Annotated in this window: 12 protein-coding genes; 8 read left to right on the top strand and 4 right to left on the bottom strand. The window is 73.8% G+C overall.

From position 1 onward, the window contains the following. The first annotated feature begins 100 nt into the window (after nucleotides 1–100). Nucleotides 101–4,069: a type VII secretion protein EccCa gene (gene eccCa, locus Aeryth_RS14950; protein ID WP_067860347.1), complete on the top strand. Its 3,969-nt coding sequence runs from the start codon at nucleotides 101–103 to the stop codon at nucleotides 4,067–4,069. Between the two features lie 23 nt (nucleotides 4,070–4,092). Here the strand turns inward: eccCa and Aeryth_RS14945 are convergent, their stop codons facing one another. After that, nucleotides 4,093–4,929 (bottom strand): SCO6745 family protein, encoded by an 837-nt coding sequence (locus tag Aeryth_RS14945; RefSeq protein ID WP_067860345.1) that lies wholly within the window; start codon nucleotides 4,927–4,929, stop codon nucleotides 4,093–4,095. Nucleotides 4,930–5,111: 182 nt separating this feature from the next. On the opposite strand from Aeryth_RS14945, the gene Aeryth_RS14940 reads away from it, so the two are divergent. The 6 genes from Aeryth_RS14940 to Aeryth_RS14915 all read left to right on the top strand — a co-directional run bounded on the left by Aeryth_RS14940 (nucleotide 5,112) and on the right by Aeryth_RS14915 (nucleotide 12,833). Next, nucleotides 5,112–6,575, top strand: a complete 1,464-nt coding sequence (locus Aeryth_RS14940; protein WP_067860343.1) for a pyridoxal phosphate-dependent decarboxylase family protein — start codon at nucleotides 5,112–5,114, stop codon at nucleotides 6,573–6,575. Nucleotides 6,576–6,625: 50 nt separating this feature from the next. Next, entirely contained in the window at nucleotides 6,626–7,957 is a 1,332-nt protein-coding gene (locus Aeryth_RS14935) for a lysine N(6)-hydroxylase/L-ornithine N(5)-oxygenase family protein (protein WP_067860342.1), read from the top strand. Next, nucleotides 7,954–8,586 (top strand): GNAT family N-acetyltransferase, encoded by a 633-nt coding sequence (locus tag Aeryth_RS14930; RefSeq protein WP_067860340.1) that lies wholly within the window; start codon nucleotides 7,954–7,956, stop codon nucleotides 8,584–8,586. The genes Aeryth_RS14935 and Aeryth_RS14930 overlap by 4 nt, the downstream gene beginning before the upstream one ends. Beyond that, complete coding sequence (locus tag Aeryth_RS14925) at nucleotides 8,583–10,412, top strand: IucA/IucC family protein (RefSeq protein ID WP_067860338.1); 1,830 nt, start codon at nucleotides 8,583–8,585, stop codon at nucleotides 10,410–10,412. Before Aeryth_RS14930 ends, Aeryth_RS14925 begins: the two co-directional genes overlap by 4 nt. A gap of 91 nt (nucleotides 10,413–10,503) precedes the next feature. After that, nucleotides 10,504–12,306 (top strand): penicillin acylase family protein, encoded by a 1,803-nt coding sequence (locus Aeryth_RS14920; protein ID WP_067860336.1) that lies wholly within the window; start codon nucleotides 10,504–10,506, stop codon nucleotides 12,304–12,306. Then, nucleotides 12,303–12,833 (top strand): GNAT family N-acetyltransferase, encoded by a 531-nt coding sequence (locus tag Aeryth_RS14915; protein ID WP_067861879.1) that lies wholly within the window; start codon nucleotides 12,303–12,305, stop codon nucleotides 12,831–12,833. Before Aeryth_RS14920 ends, Aeryth_RS14915 begins: the two co-directional genes overlap by 4 nt. A gap of 102 nt (nucleotides 12,834–12,935) precedes the next feature. On the opposite strand, the gene Aeryth_RS14910 is transcribed toward Aeryth_RS14915, so the two are convergent. The 3 genes from Aeryth_RS14910 to Aeryth_RS14900 form a co-directional block, all read right to left on the bottom strand. Then, nucleotides 12,936–13,541, bottom strand: coding sequence for a hypothetical protein (locus Aeryth_RS14910; protein ID WP_067860334.1), 606 nt, complete (start codon nucleotides 13,539–13,541; stop codon nucleotides 12,936–12,938). Further along, nucleotides 13,538–14,497, bottom strand: a complete 960-nt coding sequence (locus Aeryth_RS14905; protein ID WP_067860332.1) for an NADPH:quinone oxidoreductase family protein — start codon at nucleotides 14,495–14,497, stop codon at nucleotides 13,538–13,540. Before Aeryth_RS14905 ends, Aeryth_RS14910 begins: the two co-directional genes overlap by 4 nt. A gap of 176 nt (nucleotides 14,498–14,673) precedes the next feature. Further along, nucleotides 14,674–15,984, bottom strand: coding sequence for a cytochrome P450 (locus Aeryth_RS14900; RefSeq protein ID WP_067860330.1), 1,311 nt, complete (start codon nucleotides 15,982–15,984; stop codon nucleotides 14,674–14,676). 202 nt (nucleotides 15,985–16,186) lie between these two features. On the opposite strand from Aeryth_RS14900, the gene Aeryth_RS14895 reads away from it, so the two are divergent. After that, nucleotides 16,187–16,477: a hypothetical protein gene (locus Aeryth_RS14895; RefSeq protein ID WP_067860328.1), complete on the top strand. Its 291-nt coding sequence runs from the start codon at nucleotides 16,187–16,189 to the stop codon at nucleotides 16,475–16,477. Nucleotides 16,478–16,488 lie beyond the last annotated feature (11 nt).

The following is a 16,488-nucleotide window of genomic DNA, read 5'->3' as shown; positions in this document are numbered from 1 at the left end:
GACAGTGTGACCGATCAACGGCCCGTCCGGGGGGTCGGGCGCGGCTACGATCGTGCGGCGGGGGCGCCGTGCCCCTCCCCGAGACCCACCAGGAGGTCGTGTGGCCACCACGCTGCAGCGCGGACGTCGAGTCGAGCCGCCCCGGGTGCCCGAGGGTGCCCTGGAGCTCGACCCGCCCCCGGAGCTGGCGCCGCACGAGGGCATCGGCGGTGCGCTCATGATGGCCCTGCCGATGCTGGCGAGCGTCGGCTCGATCGTCTTCGTGGCCTCCAGCGGGGGCGGTGCGCGCGGCTTCATCGCCGCGGGCATGTTCCTCCTCGCGACCCTCGGCTTCGTGGCCGTCAGCGTCGAGCGCCAGCTCAAGCAGCGCCGGACGCAGGTCGGCGGGTCGCGCCGGGAGTACCTGCAGTACCTGTCGACCGTGCGGGCCCGCGTGCGTGCGGCCGCCGACGCCCAGCGCGACGGTCTCACGTGGCTGCACCCCTCGCCGTCGGCCCTCGCCGCCGTGGCCGAGGAGGGCAGTCGGCTGTGGGAGCGTCCGGCCGACGACCCGCACGCCCTCCACGTCCGCTACGGCACGTCGACCCAGCCGCTCGCGCTGGAGCTCGTGCCGCCCACGACGACCTCGATCGACCAGGTCGACCCGGTGTGCGCGTCGGCGCTGCACCGGCTGCTGTCCGTCCACCGCGCGCAGCCCGATCTGCCCGCCGCCATCGACCTGTCGGCGTTCAGCCGCGTCGAGCTGCTGGGCTCCGTCGAGCAGGTGCGTGCCCTCGCCCGGTCGCTCGTCTGCGAGGCCACCGCGTTCCACGCCCCGCAGGGCCTGGTCGTCGCGGTCCTGGCCGACGACGACGCCGCCCGCGACTGGGACTGGGTCAAGTGGCTGCCGCACGCGCACAGCGAGCGCGAGAGCGACGCGGTCGGCCCGGCCCGCATGATCGCCTCCTCGCTCGACGACCTCGCCGCGATGCTGCCGCAGGAGGTCGTCGACCGGCCGCGCTTCGGCGCCGACCAGCCGGTCGAGGGCCCGCACGTGCTGCTCGTGGTCGACGGTCCGGCGCTGCCGCCGGGCAACCACCTCGTGCCCGAGGAGGGTGTCCACGGCATGACCGTGATCGAGCTCCCCGAGTCCTGGGGCGAGCTCGAGGACCCGACCCGGCTGCGGCTGGAGCTCGTGCAGGCCGACCGCGGCGCCGTCGGCGTCACGGCCTGGCGGCGCCACGACGAGCCCGTCAAGGGGCACGCCGACCAGCTCGACCGGGAGAGCGCCGAGGCCTTCGCGCGCCGCCTCGCGCCGCTGGCGAGCACCGAGGGTCCCGTCCGCGAGGACGCGACGTCGACGACGCCCGACCTCACCGACCTGCTCGGTCTCGGCGACGTCCGCACGCTCGACGTCGCCGACGGGTGGCGGTCCCGGCCGGCGCGCGACCAGCTGCGCGTGCCGATCGGCGTGGGGCCCACGGGCGCTCCCGTGCACCTCGACCTGAAGGAGTCCGCCCAGCAGGGCATGGGTCCGCACGGGCTGGTCATTGGCGCGACGGGCTCGGGCAAGTCCGAGCTGCTGCGCACGCTCGTGCTCGGGCTCGCGCTCACGCACTCCAGCGAGCAGCTCAACATGGTCCTCGTCGACTTCAAGGGCGGTGCGACGTTCGCCGGGCTCACCGACATGCCGCACGTCGCGGCGGTGATCACGAACCTGGAGGAGGAGCTCGACCTCGTCGACCGCATGCAGGACGCGATCTCCGGAGAGATGGTCCGCCGCCAGGAGCTCCTGCGCCGCGCGGGCAACTACGCCTCGCTGCGCGACTACGAGAAGGCGCGCGCCGCCGGCGAGCCGCTCGACCCGCTGCCGTCGTTGTTCATCGTCGTCGACGAGTTCAGCGAGATGCTCGCCGCGAAGCCGGAGTTCATCGACCTCTTCGTCGCCATCGGTCGACTCGGCCGCTCGCTCGGCATCCACCTCCTGCTCGCGTCGCAGCGTCTCGAGGAGGGTCGCCTGCGCGGGCTCGAGAGCCACCTGTCCTACCGGATCGGCCTGCGCACGTTCTCCGCCGCGGAGTCGCGCACGGTGCTCGGCGTCCCCGACGCCTACGAGCTGCCGTCGGTGCCGGGCCTGGGGTACCTCAAGGCCGACGGCGAGATGGTCCGGTTCAAGGCCGCGTACGTCTCCGGCCCGCCGCCGCGGCGCGCCAGCATCGGCGAGGACGAGTCGCGCTCCCAGGCGCGCGCGATCCTGCCCTTCACCGCCTCCCACGTGCTCGCGCCGACCGACCTGGCACCTGCCGACGACGGACCCGTGCCCGCCCCGGTGCCCGCCTCGACGTCGTCGGCCTCGGTGCTCGACATCGCCGTCGACGCCATGCACGGCCGCGGGCCGCTCGCGCACCAGGTGTGGCTGCCGCCGCTCGACGTGCCCGACACCCTCGACGGGCTCCTCGGCGACCTCACGCCGACCGACGGCGGTGGCATGCTCTCGGCGACGTGGCGTGCGCACGGCGGTCTGCGCGTCCCGATCGGCACCGTCGACCGGCCGCGCGAGCAGCGTCGCGACCAGCTCGTCATCGACCTCTCGGGCGCCGGCGGACACGCCGCCGTCGTCGGCGGTCCGCGCAGCGGCAAGAGCACGCTGCTGCGCACCATCGTCGCCAGCATCGCGCTGTCGTCGTCACCGCGCGACAGCCAGGTGTACGTGCTCGACTTCGGCGGCGGCACGTTCGCCGGCCTCACCGACCTGCCGCACGTCTCGGGCGTCGCCACGCGGGCCGAGCCCGATGTCGTGCGTCGCGTGCACGCGGAGGTCAGCGGCATCATCGACCGTCGCGAGGCGTACTTCCGCCGCAACGGCATCGACTCGGTCGAGACGTACCGTGCCCGTCGGCGCGAGGGCCAGGCCGACGACGGCTACGGCGACGTCTACCTCGTCGTCGACGGCTGGGGCACGTTGCGCTCGGACTTCGACATGCTCGAGATGGAGCTGCAGTCGCTCGCGCAGCGCGGTCTGACCTTCGGCGTGCACGTGCTCGCGGCGGCCGGACGCTGGGGCGACTTCCGGGCCGCCATGCGCGACGTCTTCGGCACCCGGCTGGAGCTGCGCCTGGGCGACCCGACGGACTCCGAGGTCGACCGCAAGGTCGCGCAGCTGGTGCCCGCGGAGCGCCCCGGGCGCGGTCTCGTGACGACCAAGCACCACTTCCTCGCGGCGCTGCCGCGGCTCGACGGCCGGGGCGAGGCGCGCGACCTCGGCCCGGCGGTCGTCGACCTGGTCACGCGCGTCAGGGACTCCTGGGGCGAGGGCGGGCCCAAGCTGCGCCTGCTGCCCGACCGGATCTCGCTGGAGCGGGTGCGCGAGCTGGCGCGGGTCGGCGACGACGACCGCCGCGTGCTCGTGGGGGTCGACGAGCGCGACCTGGCGCCCGTCGGCCTCGACCTCGACGCCGAGCCGCACGCGCTGCTGTACGGCGACGGCCGCTCCGGCAAGAGCGCGTTCCTGCGCGCCTACGCCCGTGAGGTCATGCGCACGCGCGGTCCGCGCGAGGCGCAGCTCGTGGTCGTCGACTACCGGCGTTCCCTGCTCGGCGAGGTGCCGGACGAGTGGCGGATGGAGTACGTGTCGAGCGCGGCGCAGCTCGAGCCCGTCGTCAACGGGCTGGCGCAGTTCCTGCAGGGCCGGATCCCCGGTCCCGACGTCACGGCCGAGCAGCTGCGCGAACGGTCGTGGTGGAGCGGGCCTGAGGCGTTCGTCCTCGTCGACGACTACGACCTGGTGGCGCCGCAGTCGCAGTCGCCGCTCGCCCCGCTCGTGCCGCTGCTGGCGCAGGCGCGCGACGTCGGCCTGCACGTCGTGGTCGCGCGGCGCGCCGGCGGTGCGGCGCGTGCGGCCTACGACCCGGTCCTGCAGACCCTGCGCGACCTCGCCCAGCCTGGTCTGCTGCTGTCGGGCCCCCCGGAGGAGGGCCCGCTCATCGGCGGTGCCCGACCGAAGCCCGCGCAACCGGGTCGGGCCCAGCTCGTCACCCGCGACCGCGGCCTGGAGATCGTCCAGCTCGCCTGGGCCGAGCCCACCGCGTAGCCAATCGTGAGGACGGGTGAGGCCTAGGGGGCCGTCGCGCCGATCGGGTTGGGGTAGGTGATCGCGCCGGAGGCGACGACGGACCGGGCCGCGGCGGCGAGGGCGGGCTCGACGGCCACGGCGTGTGCCGTCGCCTCGGTGTCGAGCGCGGCGTCGACGGCCCGGTCGGTGGCGTCCTCGAGGCGCTCACGGGCGGCGCGCCCGGTGTCGGTGCCGTGCCCGTCGGCGTCGACCCACCCGCGTCGGCGCAGGTCCTCCAGCGCCGCGGCCCACTCCTCCTCGGTCCAGCCGCGGATCTCGCGCTGACGCTGAGGCGCACGACCGAGCGCGACCTGGAGGGCGTTCGCGGCGGCCCCGCCGAGCCCGGCGGTGACGAGCACCGACACGTGCGCGTCGCCGCGCAGCTCGCGCAGCACGCTGGCGTGGCGCCACAGCGCACCGAGTGCGTCGTCGGGCACCGGCAGCGAGCGCTCCGCAGCGGCCAGTGGCTTGCCCGCGAGGTCGACCCGCTCCGCCACCCCGCCGAGGCGTCGTGCCAGGGCTGCGACGTCGTGCCCGTCGAGGCCGGGGGCCAGCGCGTCGCGTGCCAGGGAGAGGCGGGTGTCGAGCACGGCGCCGGCGTCGGCCAGGCGCCACGCGTCGGGGACCACCCGCTCGACGAGCCGGGGCGCGAAGCCGTGGAACGTCGCCACGACGACCGGCGCCGCCGGGGTGCCCAGCGCCGCGGACCGCGACGCGGCGTAGCCCATCCACCACCCCTTCAGGCCCACGGCCTCGTAGCGCTCGCGGGCGTCGGGGGCGAAGTAGACGACCGAGTGCAGCGCCTCGACGGAGCGCCAGAAGTCGGTGAGGGGGTGCATGGAGGCCAGTGTGCCGGGTGGGCGAGGAAATGCCGCAGCGGACGGTCGCCTGGCCGTGACGGCCGATCGACGCCTGAGCGTGTGAGGGGTGTCACCTGAGGTTGCCCGGTCGGTCCTCGCGGTGATTAGGTAAGCCTTGCCTTCAAAAGGGGCACCTCACCACCTCTCGGGGAAGGAGCACGGTGGACAGCCACGTGTTCAGCCCGGCCAACGCCGAGCACTATGCCACGACCATGCGACGCGGGATCGACGTCCTGACCGACCACCTCGCCTCGGTCGAGCAGCCCTTCAGCGGACGCAGCGTCGCCGACGTCGCCCGCACCGTCGACGCAGTCGACCTCGACCAGCCGGTCGACGTGGAGAGCGCGCTCGCCGAGCTGCGCGACGTCTACCTCGACGACGCCGTCTGGTTCCACGACGCCGGCTACGCGGCGCACCTCAACTGCCCGGTCGTCGTGCCGGCCCTGCTCGCCGAGCTGTTCGTCTCGGCGGTCAACTCCTCGCTCGACACCTGGGACCAGAGCGCCGGCGGCACGCTCATCGAGCGCCGCCTCGTCGACTGGACCACCGGCCGCATCGGCTTCGCCGACGGTGCCGACGGCGTGTTCACGTCGGGCGGCACGCAGTCGAACCTGCAGGCGCTGCTCATGGCGCGCGGCGAGACGTTCCTGCGCGGCCACGTCGACCCCGGCCTCGCCTACAACGAGAGCCTGTCGAGGTTCCGCGTGTTCTGCTCGCGCGACGCGCACTTCAGCGTCCAGAAGTCGGCCACCATCCTGGGTCTCGACGCCGACGCGGTCGTCCCTGTCGACGTCGACGCGCGGCACCGGATGGACCCCGTCGCCCTCGAGCGCGCGCTGCACGACTGCCTCGCGCGCGGGCTCGTCCCGATGGCCGTCGTCGCGACCGCCGGCACCACCGACCTCGGCGCGATCGACCCGCTCGGGCCGGTCGCCGACCTCTGCGCCGAGCACGGTGTGTGGATGCACGTCGACGCCGCCTACGGGGGAGGGCTGCTCGCGTCGCGCCGACGTCGGCACCGGCTCGACGGGATCGAGCGCGCCGACTCCGTCACCGTCGACTTCCACAAGACCTTCTTCCAGCCGGTCAGCGCGAGCGCGGTGCTCGTGCGCGACGCGGGGGCCCTGCGGCACGTGACCTACCACGCCGAGTACCTCAACCCCCGCACGGCGAACCTGCCGAACCAGGTCGACAAGAGCATGCAGACCACGCGTCGCTTCGACGCCCTCAAGCTCTGGATGACGCTGCGCACCATGGGCGCCGACGCCGTCGGCGACGGCTTCGACACCGTCATCGACCTCGCCCACGCGGCCGCCGACTGGGTCCGCGAGCAGGACGACCTCCTGCTGCGCGCCGAGCCCGAGCTGAGCACCGTCGTGCTGCGCTACCAGCCCGGCGGCGTCGACGACGACCACGCCGACGAGCTCAACCCGCGGATCCGCCAGGCCCTCTGGCGCGACGGGCGCTGCGTCGTGGCGGGCACCAAGGTCGAGGGTCGGTCCTGGCTCAAGCTCACCCTGCTCAACCCGGCGACCACGCTCGACGACGTCGTGCGGGTCCTGGAGCGTGTGCGGGCCGCCGGCGACGACCTGCTCGAGCACGACCGTCAGGGGGTCGCGTCGTGACCGGGCCAGCGTCTGATCGCCGCCCACGGCCCGGCACCCCCGCCGGGGACGTGCTCGACTTCGTCGCCGTCGGCGCGGGGCCCTTCAACCTCGGCCTGGCCGCCCTCGCCGAGCCCGCCGGCCTGCAGGGCGTGGTGCTCGAGTCGCGCGAGGAGACCACCTGGCACGGCGGCATGATGCTGCCCGAGGCGACCCTCCAGGTGCCGTTCATGGCCGACCTCGTCACCATGGCCGACCCCACCTCGCCGTACTCCTTCCTGGCCTTCCTCAAGGAGACCGGACGGCTCTACCCGTTCTACATCCGCGAGAGCTTCTACCCGTTGCGTCGCGAGTACGACCGGTACCTGCGCTGGGCGGCCGAGCGGCTCCCGGTGCGGCTCGGCCACCACGTGCAGTCGGTGCGCCGCGACGGCGACCTCTTCGCCGTCACCGCCCTCACCGCCGACGGCCCGACGACGCTGCTGGCCCGGCACGTCGTGCTGGGCGTCGGCACGACGCCGCACGTGCCCGACGCGGCACGCGCGGCCTGCGACGCCGACGGCGGTCTCGCGATCCACTCCGCCGAGTACCTCCAGCGCAAGGAGCGGCTCCAGGAGAGCGGGTCGATCACCGTCGTCGGCAGCGGCCAGAGCGCCGCCGAGGTCTATCGCGACCTGCTGGAGGACGCGCGAGAGCGCGACTACCGGCTGACGTGGGTGACGCGGTCGCCGCGGTTCTTCCCGATGGAGTACACGAAGCTCACGCTGGAGATGACGTCGCCGGAGTACACCGCGTACTTCCAGTCGCTGCCGACCACGACGCGCGACCGGCTCGTCGTCGAGCACAAGCCGCTCTACAAGGGCATCAGCGGCGACCTCGTGGACGACATCTACGACACGCTCTACCGCCTGGGCCTCGACGGTCCGGTGCCCACGGACCTGCTGGCCGGCACGACGCTGACCGCCTCCCGCTGGGACGAGGGGGCGGGACGCTTCTCCCTGGAGCTGCGCCACGACGAGACGGACCAGGCGTTCACGCTGGACACCGCGTCGCTCGTGCTCGCCACCGGCTACCGGGCCCAGCTGCCCGACCTCGTCGAGCCGCTGCGCGAGGGGCTGCACTGGGACGAGCGTGGCCGCTACGCCGTCGCCGCCGACTACACGATCGACGCCGAGCACCGCGTGTTCGTGCAGAACGCCGAGGAGCACACGCACGGCTTCGTCGCACCCGACCTCGGCATGGGCGCGTTCCGCTCGTCGATCATCGTCAACGCCATGGCCGGACGCGAGGTGTACGCCGTCGAGGAGCGGATCGCGTTCCAGACGTTCGGGGCGCCGACGTCCGACCGCGACGGCGGAGCCCGCGCCGACGGGATCCGCAGCCTGACGGGGGTGGACCGATGAGGATCGAGCTCGAGCCGCTCGACGTCGAGCGCGACGTCGACCTGCTGCACGCGTGGGTCACGCACCCGCGGTCGCGGTTCTGGATGATGCAGGGCGCGAGCGTCGACGACGTGCGCCGCGAGTACGCCGACATCGTCGCCAGCCCGCACCACGACGCCTGGCTCGGTCGGGTCGACGACGGCGACGGCGCCGGCGGGGGTGCCGGGCCGTGGGCGGCGAAGAGCACCGGGGGTGCCGGGCCGTGGGCGGCGAACAGTCCAGCGTTCCTCGCGGAGACCTACGACCCCGCCCGCTCCGCGCTGAGCGCGGTGCTGGACGTGCGACCCGGCGACCTCGGGATGCACGTGCTGGTGGCCCCCACGGACACGCCGGTGCACGGCTTCACGACCGAGGTCTTCGCCGCGGTCATGCGGCACTGCTTCGCGCTGCTCGGCCACGCCGACGAGCCGACGGCGCGGGTCGTGGTCGAGCCCGATGCCGCCAACACGGCCATCCACGCGCTGAACGCGCGGGCCGGGTTCGTCGTCGAGGGGGAGGTGCAGCTGCCCGACAAGCGGGCCCTGCTCAGCACCTGCACGCGCGAGCAGTGGGAGCGCAGCGAGCTCGGTGCGGCGGTGGTGGCCCGATGAGCACCGTCGTCGACCTGCACGCGACGTCGCAGGAGGCGTTCGACGCCGCCGACCACCTGGAGCCGGCCACGCTGGAGCGCGCGCAGCGGCGGCTCACCGCCAAGGCCATCGGCGAGCTGACGCACGAGCGTCTCCTGTCGCCGACGCCCGTGCCCGACGCCGCCGGCTGGTGGGAGGTGCGGACGGTCGCGTCCGTCTGGCGCTTCCACGCGCACGTGCACGAGCCCGAGCACTGGTCGGTCGACCCGGCGTCGCTGCTGCGCGCCGACGTCGAGCAGGACGTGACGCGTCCCGTCGACGTGCTCGAGCTGGTGGCCGAGCTGCACGAGGAGCTCGGCATCCCCGACCACCTGGTCGCCGTGTACCTGGAGGAGCTCAGCGCGACCCTCGCCGCGGCGTGCTGGTCCGACGTGCACCACGACCACAGTGCCGAGGACCTCCTCGACGCCGATCTGGCCACGACCGAGGCGGCCATGCACGAGGGCCACCCGGCGTTCATCGCCACGAACGGCCGCATCGGCTACGGCCTCGACGACTACCGTGCCTACGCGCCGGAGACCGGCAGCGAGGTGCACCTGGTGTGGCTCGCCGTCCGCCGCGAGCACACGGTGCTGGCGGTCGGCGACGGGATCGACGAGGACACCCTCTACGCGGGCGAGCTCGACGCGGACGAGCGCGCCGGGTTCGAGCTGCGGCTGCGGTCGCTGGGGCTCGACCCCCGTGACTACCTGCTCGTGCCGGCCCACCCGTGGCAGTGGACGAACAAGCTGGCCATCACGTTCGCCGCCGACGTGGCGCGTCGTGACGTCGTGCCGCTCGGCCCAGGCCGCGACGCCTACCGTGCGCAGCAGTCGGTGCGCACGTTCCTCAACGTCTCCGACCCGTCGCGCCTGTACGTCAAGACCGCCCTGTCGGTGCAGAACATGGGCTTCATGCGGGGGCTGTCGCCGCACTACATGCGCGGCACCCCGGCCATCAACGACTGGGTGCACCGGCTCGTCGCCGACGACGCCGAGCTGCGTCGCTGCGGCTTCGAGGTGCTGCGCGAGCGCGCCGCCGTGGGCTACACCGGTGGCGTCTACCAGCAGGTCGCCGGCGTGCGGCGGGGTCCGTACCAGAAGATGTTCGCCGCCCTGTGGCGCGAGACCCCCACCCTCGTGGCGGGCGAGCGCGCCGCGACGATGGCGTCGCTGCTGCACCGCGACCGCGACGGTCGCAGCCTGGTCGCGGCGACGGTGCGCGCGTCGGGCCTCGACCCGGCCGACTGGGTGCGGCGCTACCTCGACGTCTACCTGCGTCCGGTCGCGCACTGCCTGTGGGCGCACGACCTGGCCTTCATGCCGCACGGGGAGAACCTCATCCTGGTGCTGCGCGATCACGTGCCCGTGCGCGCGTACATGAAGGACGTCGGCGAGGAGGTCGCGCTGCTCGTCGGCGACGGCCCCGAGGCGCACCCCGAGCACGAGCTCCCCGAGGCGGTGCGCCGCATCCGGGCCACCGTGCCGGAGGGTCAGCAGTCGCTCGCGGTGCTCACCGACGTGCTCGACGGGTTCCTGCGGTTCCTCGCCGCGATCCTCGCCGACGACGGTGTGCTCCCGGGCGCCGACTTCTGGACGGTGGCCGCGGAGTGCCTGCGCGACCTGCAGGCCGACCACCCGGAGCTGGCCGACCAGCACGCGCGGTACGACCTGCTGGCCCCGGACTTCGAGCACTCCTGCCTGAACCGGCTGCAGCTGCGCAACACGCTGGAGATGGTCGACCTCGCGGACCAGGCGACGTCGCTGCAGCTGGTCGGCCGGCTCGCCAACCCCCTGCACGGCCGATGACCGCCGTCCCGCACCCGGGTGGGCTCCCGGCGCATCTCTCGGGCGGGACACGCCGGGGGCCCTCCCGGGTGCGGGACGCGAGGGGGCGGGCATGAGCGTGCTCACCGTGCGGGCCGCCTCGCTCGAGGCGCTCGCCTTCGAGCAGGGTCGCCGGACCGTCGAGGTCGCCGAGGACCGTCTGCTGGAGGACCTCGCCCACGTGCAGGCCGTCACGGGCACCGTCTGGGACGAGTTCTGGAGCCGGTCGCTGCTCGTGCGCACCGCGCGACGCGCGCACGAGCGGCTCGACGACGAGACGCGCGGCTTCGTCGACGCCTACGCGGCGGGGGTGCGGGCCGCGGGGATCGAGGACTGGCAGGACTGGACGTCGCTCGGCGTCTTCGCCGTCCACCACGCGCTCTTCGGCTCCCTCGGCCACCACCTGTGGCGGCGTCACGCCGCGCGCGTGCTCGGCTCCGATGCGGCGCGCGCGCTCGCGCAGGAGGTGCCGGCCCTGTCGGGCAGCAACGCCTGGGTCGTCGGGGGCTGCAGGTCGACCGACGGTGCGCCGCTCATCGGCGCCGACCCGCACCGCATCGTCACGGTGCCCAGCGTCTACCAGCGGGTTCACCTCGTGGCCGGCGACGCCGACGTCGACGTCGTCGGGCTGACGTTCCCGGGCGTGCCGGGGGTGCAGCACTTCGGGCACACCGGCACGGTCGCGTGGGCCATCACCAACGCGATGGCCGACACCCAGCGTCTCGTCGACGTCGAGGCCGACACGCCGCGCGACGTCGTCGAGGGCGTCTCGGTGACGGCCGACGGCCCGGTCGTCCTCGAACGTCCGGACGGCTCCGGCGTGGCGATACGCAGCGTGCCGTGGCTGCTGGACGACCTCGGGTTCGCGGCCTTCGTGCCGCTGCTGCGCGCCCGCACCACCGCCGACGTCGACGCCGCCCTCGACCACTGGGTCGAGCCGGTCAACGACGTGCTCGTGGCCGACGTCGACGGTGCCGTGCTGCACCGGGTGGCCGGCCGGGTGCCGTGGCGCGAGACGTCGGGCGAGTGGTCGGGGTGGGTGGTGCCGCACCGCCGACGGGTGGGGCCGACCGAGCACGCCGTGGTCGCCAACCACCGGCAGGGTGGGCACAGCGCGGCGCTGGCGGACGAGCTCGCGCCGCCGCACCGCGGCCGCCGTCTGCACCAGCTGCTCGCGTCGTCGCCGACGCTCGACGTCGAGACCGGCGCGGCGCTGCACGCCGACACGCTGCTGCTGCCGGCCGCGCACTGGCAGCGCAGGCTGGGTGAGCTGGCGATGTCGTCGGAGCCGGCCGAGGTGCGCCAGGTGCGCGACCGGCTGCTCGCCTGGGACGGGCACATGGACGCCGCGTCGAGCGACGCCGCCCTGTTCGCGCTGCTGCGGTCGGCCGTCGTCCGACGTCTGGTCGCGCACCCCGCGCTCGCCCCGCTGCAGGAGCCGTCCGAGGACCCCTGGACCGGGCCCGAGGAGCTGTTCGCGCCCTGGCTGCGGCCCGAGCCGCGTGTGGCGCTCGCGCTCGACCGCTGGCTGGAGGACCCGACGGCGGCATCGCCGCTGCTCACGTCGTTCGACCTCGACTGCACGCTGCTCGCGGCGCTGCGCGAGGTCGCGCCGTCGGCGGGCGACGTGGGGCCGTGGGGCGACGTGCACACCTTCACCACCCCCGACGGCGAGGTGCTGCGGCTCGGCGGCGACGACGGGTGCGTGCTGTCGACGTCGTCGCTGCCCGGCCTGGACGACCGCGTGTGGCGCGGCCCGGTCGCGCGACTGGTGTGGAGCCTCGGCGACCGGTCGCGGAGTCGCTGGACCGTGCCCGACGAGACGGACGTGTGGGCGGCGGGCTCGACGTCGCCCCTGGAGGCGGACCTCGCATGACGTTCACGCACCGCCCGCTGGACCCGGTGGCCGACCTCGACCTGGTGCACGGCTGGGTGACGCAGGAGCGCGCCGAGTTCTGGGGGATGACCGACTACACGCGCGAGGAAGTCGGGGAGGTGTACGCCTACCTCGACTCGCTGTCGACGCACCACGCGTACCTCGTCCTCGAGCTGCCCGGTGAGGGGGCCGGGACGCCCGAGTGCGGGGTGCCCGTGGCGATCTTCCAGACCTACGAGCCGCGGCACGACCCGGTCGGGGAGGCGTACCCGGTGCGGGAGGGCGACCTGGGGGTGCACCTGTTCGTCGGGCCGGGGGAGCCGAGGTCGGGGTTCACGGGCTCGCTGGTCGCCTACGTGCTGCGTGTCCTGCTGGCCGACCCCGCCGTGCGTCGGCTCGTGGTCGAGCCCGACGTCCGCAACGAGCGCTCCGTGTCGCGCTTCCTGCGCGAGGGCTTCGAGCGCGGCCCCGTCGTTGACCTGGGCCACAAGACCGCCCAGCTCGCCTTCCTCCCCCGCCCCACCTGACCCCGCGCCGCGCAGGTTTACGTGGGGCCCCACGTAAACCTGCGATAGCGACGCATGTTTGCGGTGGGGGGAGCGTGTTTGCGTGGGGCCCCACGCAAACGGTCAGGGGGTGAAGGGGTGGCCGGTGGCCGCGTCGTACAGCTCGACGTCGGCGAGGGGGACGGTGCGGCGGGAGACGCCGACCTTCGTCCACGTGAACCCCTCGGGCGGGTCCTCGCCGGGGGCGGCCACCGCGACGAGGTGCACACCGTCCACCCCGTCCTCGAACGCGGCCACGTAGTCGGTGGTCCCCTCGCCGGGTCGCCCGTACCGGGCGCGGAGGCCGACGTGGGGCGCCGGGCGCACCGGGCCGCGACCGTTGCGCCAGCCGTAGGCGGGGGTGTCGTAGAAGGAGATGACGCGACGTCGACCGTCGGCCTCGAGGCGCCACAGCTCGGCCCCCGACGGCGCCCGCGTCTCGCGGAGCACGCCGTCGACGACCTCGACGCCCGGAAGCTCCGGGAGCACGAGAAAGTCGACAAAGCGACCCGCCGACGGGGCCGGATCCGGGTGGTCGAACGCCGCCCGCGCCGCGTCGGCGTCGGCGTACGTCGCCTGCTCGACGGGTACGACCGGACCGCCGACGACGTCGAGCCCCTCGAGCACGACGCCGGTGGTCTGCGCCGGGGTGAGGAGCGCGAACCAGCGCCGCCGCACGGTGGGGGTCACGGGACGAGCAGGACCTTGCCGGTCGCGCGACGCTCGTCGATCTCGGCGAGCGCCTGCGCGGCGTCGTCGAGGCCGAACGTGGCGCCGATCGGCGGCGTCAGCGCACCCGAGGCGAGGTGCGGGGCGATCGCGGCCCACTCCTGTGCCACGTGCCCGGGTCGGGCGAGCGCGTAGGCACCCCAGCCGACGCCGACGACGCTGAGGTTGTTGAGCAGCAGGCGGTTCACCTTGACCTCGGGGATGTCGCCCGCGGTGAAGCCGACGACCAGCAGGCGGCCGTCCTCGCGCAGGCTGCGCAGCGAGTCGGTGAACCGGTCGCCGCCGACGGGGTCGACGACGAGGTCGACCTTGCCCGATTCCTTGACCGCGTCGAGGAAGCCGTCGGCGAGCACGAACTCGTCGGCGCCCGCGTCGATCGCGACGGCACCCTTCTCGGCGGTCGACGTGACGGCGACGACCTGACCCGCGCCGAAGGCCTTGGCGACCTGGATCGACGCAGTGCCGACACCGCCAGCCGCGCCGTGGACGAGCACGCGCTCACCCTCGGCGAGCCGGCCGCGCTCGACGAGCGCGAAGTAGGCGGTGAGGTAGTTCAGCGGCACCGAGGCGCCCTGCTCGAAGGAGACGGAGTCCGGCAGCGGGAACGTCATGTCGGGCTGGGTGACGGCGTACTCCGCGAACCCGCCGAGCATGCAGAACCCGGCCACGCGGTCGCCCGGCGCGAAGCCCGAGCCCTCCGGCGCCGACACGACCTCGCCCGCGACCTCCGAGCCGGGGACGAACGGCAGCTCGGGCTTGAGCTGGTACAGCCCGCGGGTCTGCAGCACCTCCGGGAAGGAGACGCCGGCGGCCCGTACCCGTACGAGCACCTGGCCCTCCGCGGGCGTCGGGTCGGGGAGCTCGGTGACCTCGACGGCCGAGGGCCCGTCGAGCGTCGTGATCTGCACGGCACGCATGGCCCGACCCTAGGGCCGCCACCCGTGACTAAGCAAGCGCTTAGTCAAGATCGGTGGGGTGTCCGCTGCCGGGCCCCGGCACTCACCATGGGAATCCCTCGCCCACCCTGGGAAGCGTCCGCAGGTGAGTGGGGGAGAACCATGGTGGGCTGCTGATTCCCATGACCTCATGGGAATCAGCGGGCACGCAGGATCACGGGGGCCTTGTCGTCGGGGACGTTCGTGATGTTGCGCAGGCGCGGACCGGTGGGCTGCTCGGTGTGCACCGCGAAGCGCTGCAGCACCTCGCGCAGGACGACCGTGCCCTCCATCAGCGAGAAGGCCGCGCCGATGCAGCGCCGCACGCCCCCGCCGAACGGGATCCACGTGCCCGCCGACACCTCGCCGTCGAGGAACCGGTCGGGCCGGAACAGGTGCGCGTCGGCGAACGACGCCTCGCGGCTGTGCGACAGCATGATCGACGGCGCCACGGTCGTGCCGCGCGGCAGGCGACGTCCCGCGACCACCTGGTCGCTCTGCAACGACCGCGCCACGAAGTCGATGATCGGGTGCAGCCGCATGGCCTCCTTGAGGCACGCCCCGAGGAACACCTCGTCGCCCTGGTCGGCAGCCGTGGTGGCGCGCGTCAACAGGTCAGGGTGCCGGCCGAGCTCGTGCAGCGTCCACGACAGCGCCGACGCGGTCGTCTCGTGCCCGGCCAGCAGCAGCGTGACGAGCTGGTCGCGCAGCTCCTGGTCCGACAACGGCTCCTCGTCGTCGCCGCCCCCGGCGCGCAGCAGCCGCGACAGCACGTCGTCGCGACCCTCCAGCCCGTCGCGGGCGTGCTCGGCCCGCCGCTCGGCGATCTCCGCGTACAGCAGCGCGTCGACCTCGCGCAGGTTCGTGAAGAACCCGCGCCATGGCGGCACCTTCCGCAGCCGCGGGAAGATCCACGACAGCAGGATGCCGGCGTCGATGTCGACGATGCGTGTGACCTTCGGGCGCAGCACCTCCAGCCGCTCCTCGTCGGTGACGCCGAAGACGACCTGCAGGATGACCTCCAGCGTCAGCGCGTTCATCGCGTCGAGCGTCACGAGCCGCTGACCGTCGTGCCAGCCCTGCACCGACTCCTTCGCCAGACCCTCCACCAGCGGCCGGTAGCTGCGCATCGCCGGACCCGTGAACGCCGGCATGAGCAGCTTGCGGCCGCGCTGGTGCTCCGCGTCGTCGGTGAGCAGCAGCGAGTGGTCGCCCATGACCGGACGCAGGATCGCGTTGCCCTCGCCAGCATGGAGCTGCGACGGGTCGGCCGCGAAGATCTCCTTCACGTCGGCCGGGTCGGCGTGGACGACGATGGTGCGCGGTCCGGGCAGGATCTGCACGCTGAACGTGTCGCCGTAGCGCGCGTGCGCGTCGCGGATCAACGGTCCCCGCTTGCGCATGAACCGCATGGTCATCAGCAGCGGGTTGCCGCGCGGCCCCGGTGGCACGTCGTAGCTCTGGCTCATCTCTCGCACGGTACAGCGCGTCGACGCTGCACGGAACGTCTCGAGGACGCGCAGGTCGTCCGACGCGGGCCCTCGACTAGCAGACGTGAGTGCCTGTTGTCACCACGTCTTCACCGATCGTGAAGACACCTTGAGCGGGAGCCGGGCGGCGCGATGACCTGAGGTCCTGGCGGCGCGCCCGCGCCCGTGAAAGGAGAACAGCATGACGACGACGCAGCAGCAGACCCTCGCCAGGGTGGCGCTGGGTGGTCTGGTCCTGAGCGCCCTGGCGCTCGTGGCCCAGCTCGCCCTGGTGCACTCCGGTGCAGCCCCCGACCTCGCCACGCAGCTCGGCATCTCGACCGTCGCGGCGACCAAGCTGATCAACGCGGCCACCTCGTGGTACGTGACGGTGCTCCTGGCGGCCCTGACCGGAGGCTGGGGCGCGGGGCTCGTCGCGGTCGCCAAGAAGATGGCCGCGAAGTACGGCACGAAGTACGCGGCGGCCTGGTAGGAGGACGCCCG

The organism is Aeromicrobium erythreum (assembly GCF_001509405.1).
In the GTDB taxonomy this organism is placed as follows: domain Bacteria; phylum Actinomycetota; class Actinomycetes; order Propionibacteriales; family Nocardioidaceae; genus Aeromicrobium; species Aeromicrobium erythreum.
Note: the sequence above shows the minus strand (reverse complement) of the source record. Positions and strands in the feature narration are given on the sequence as shown.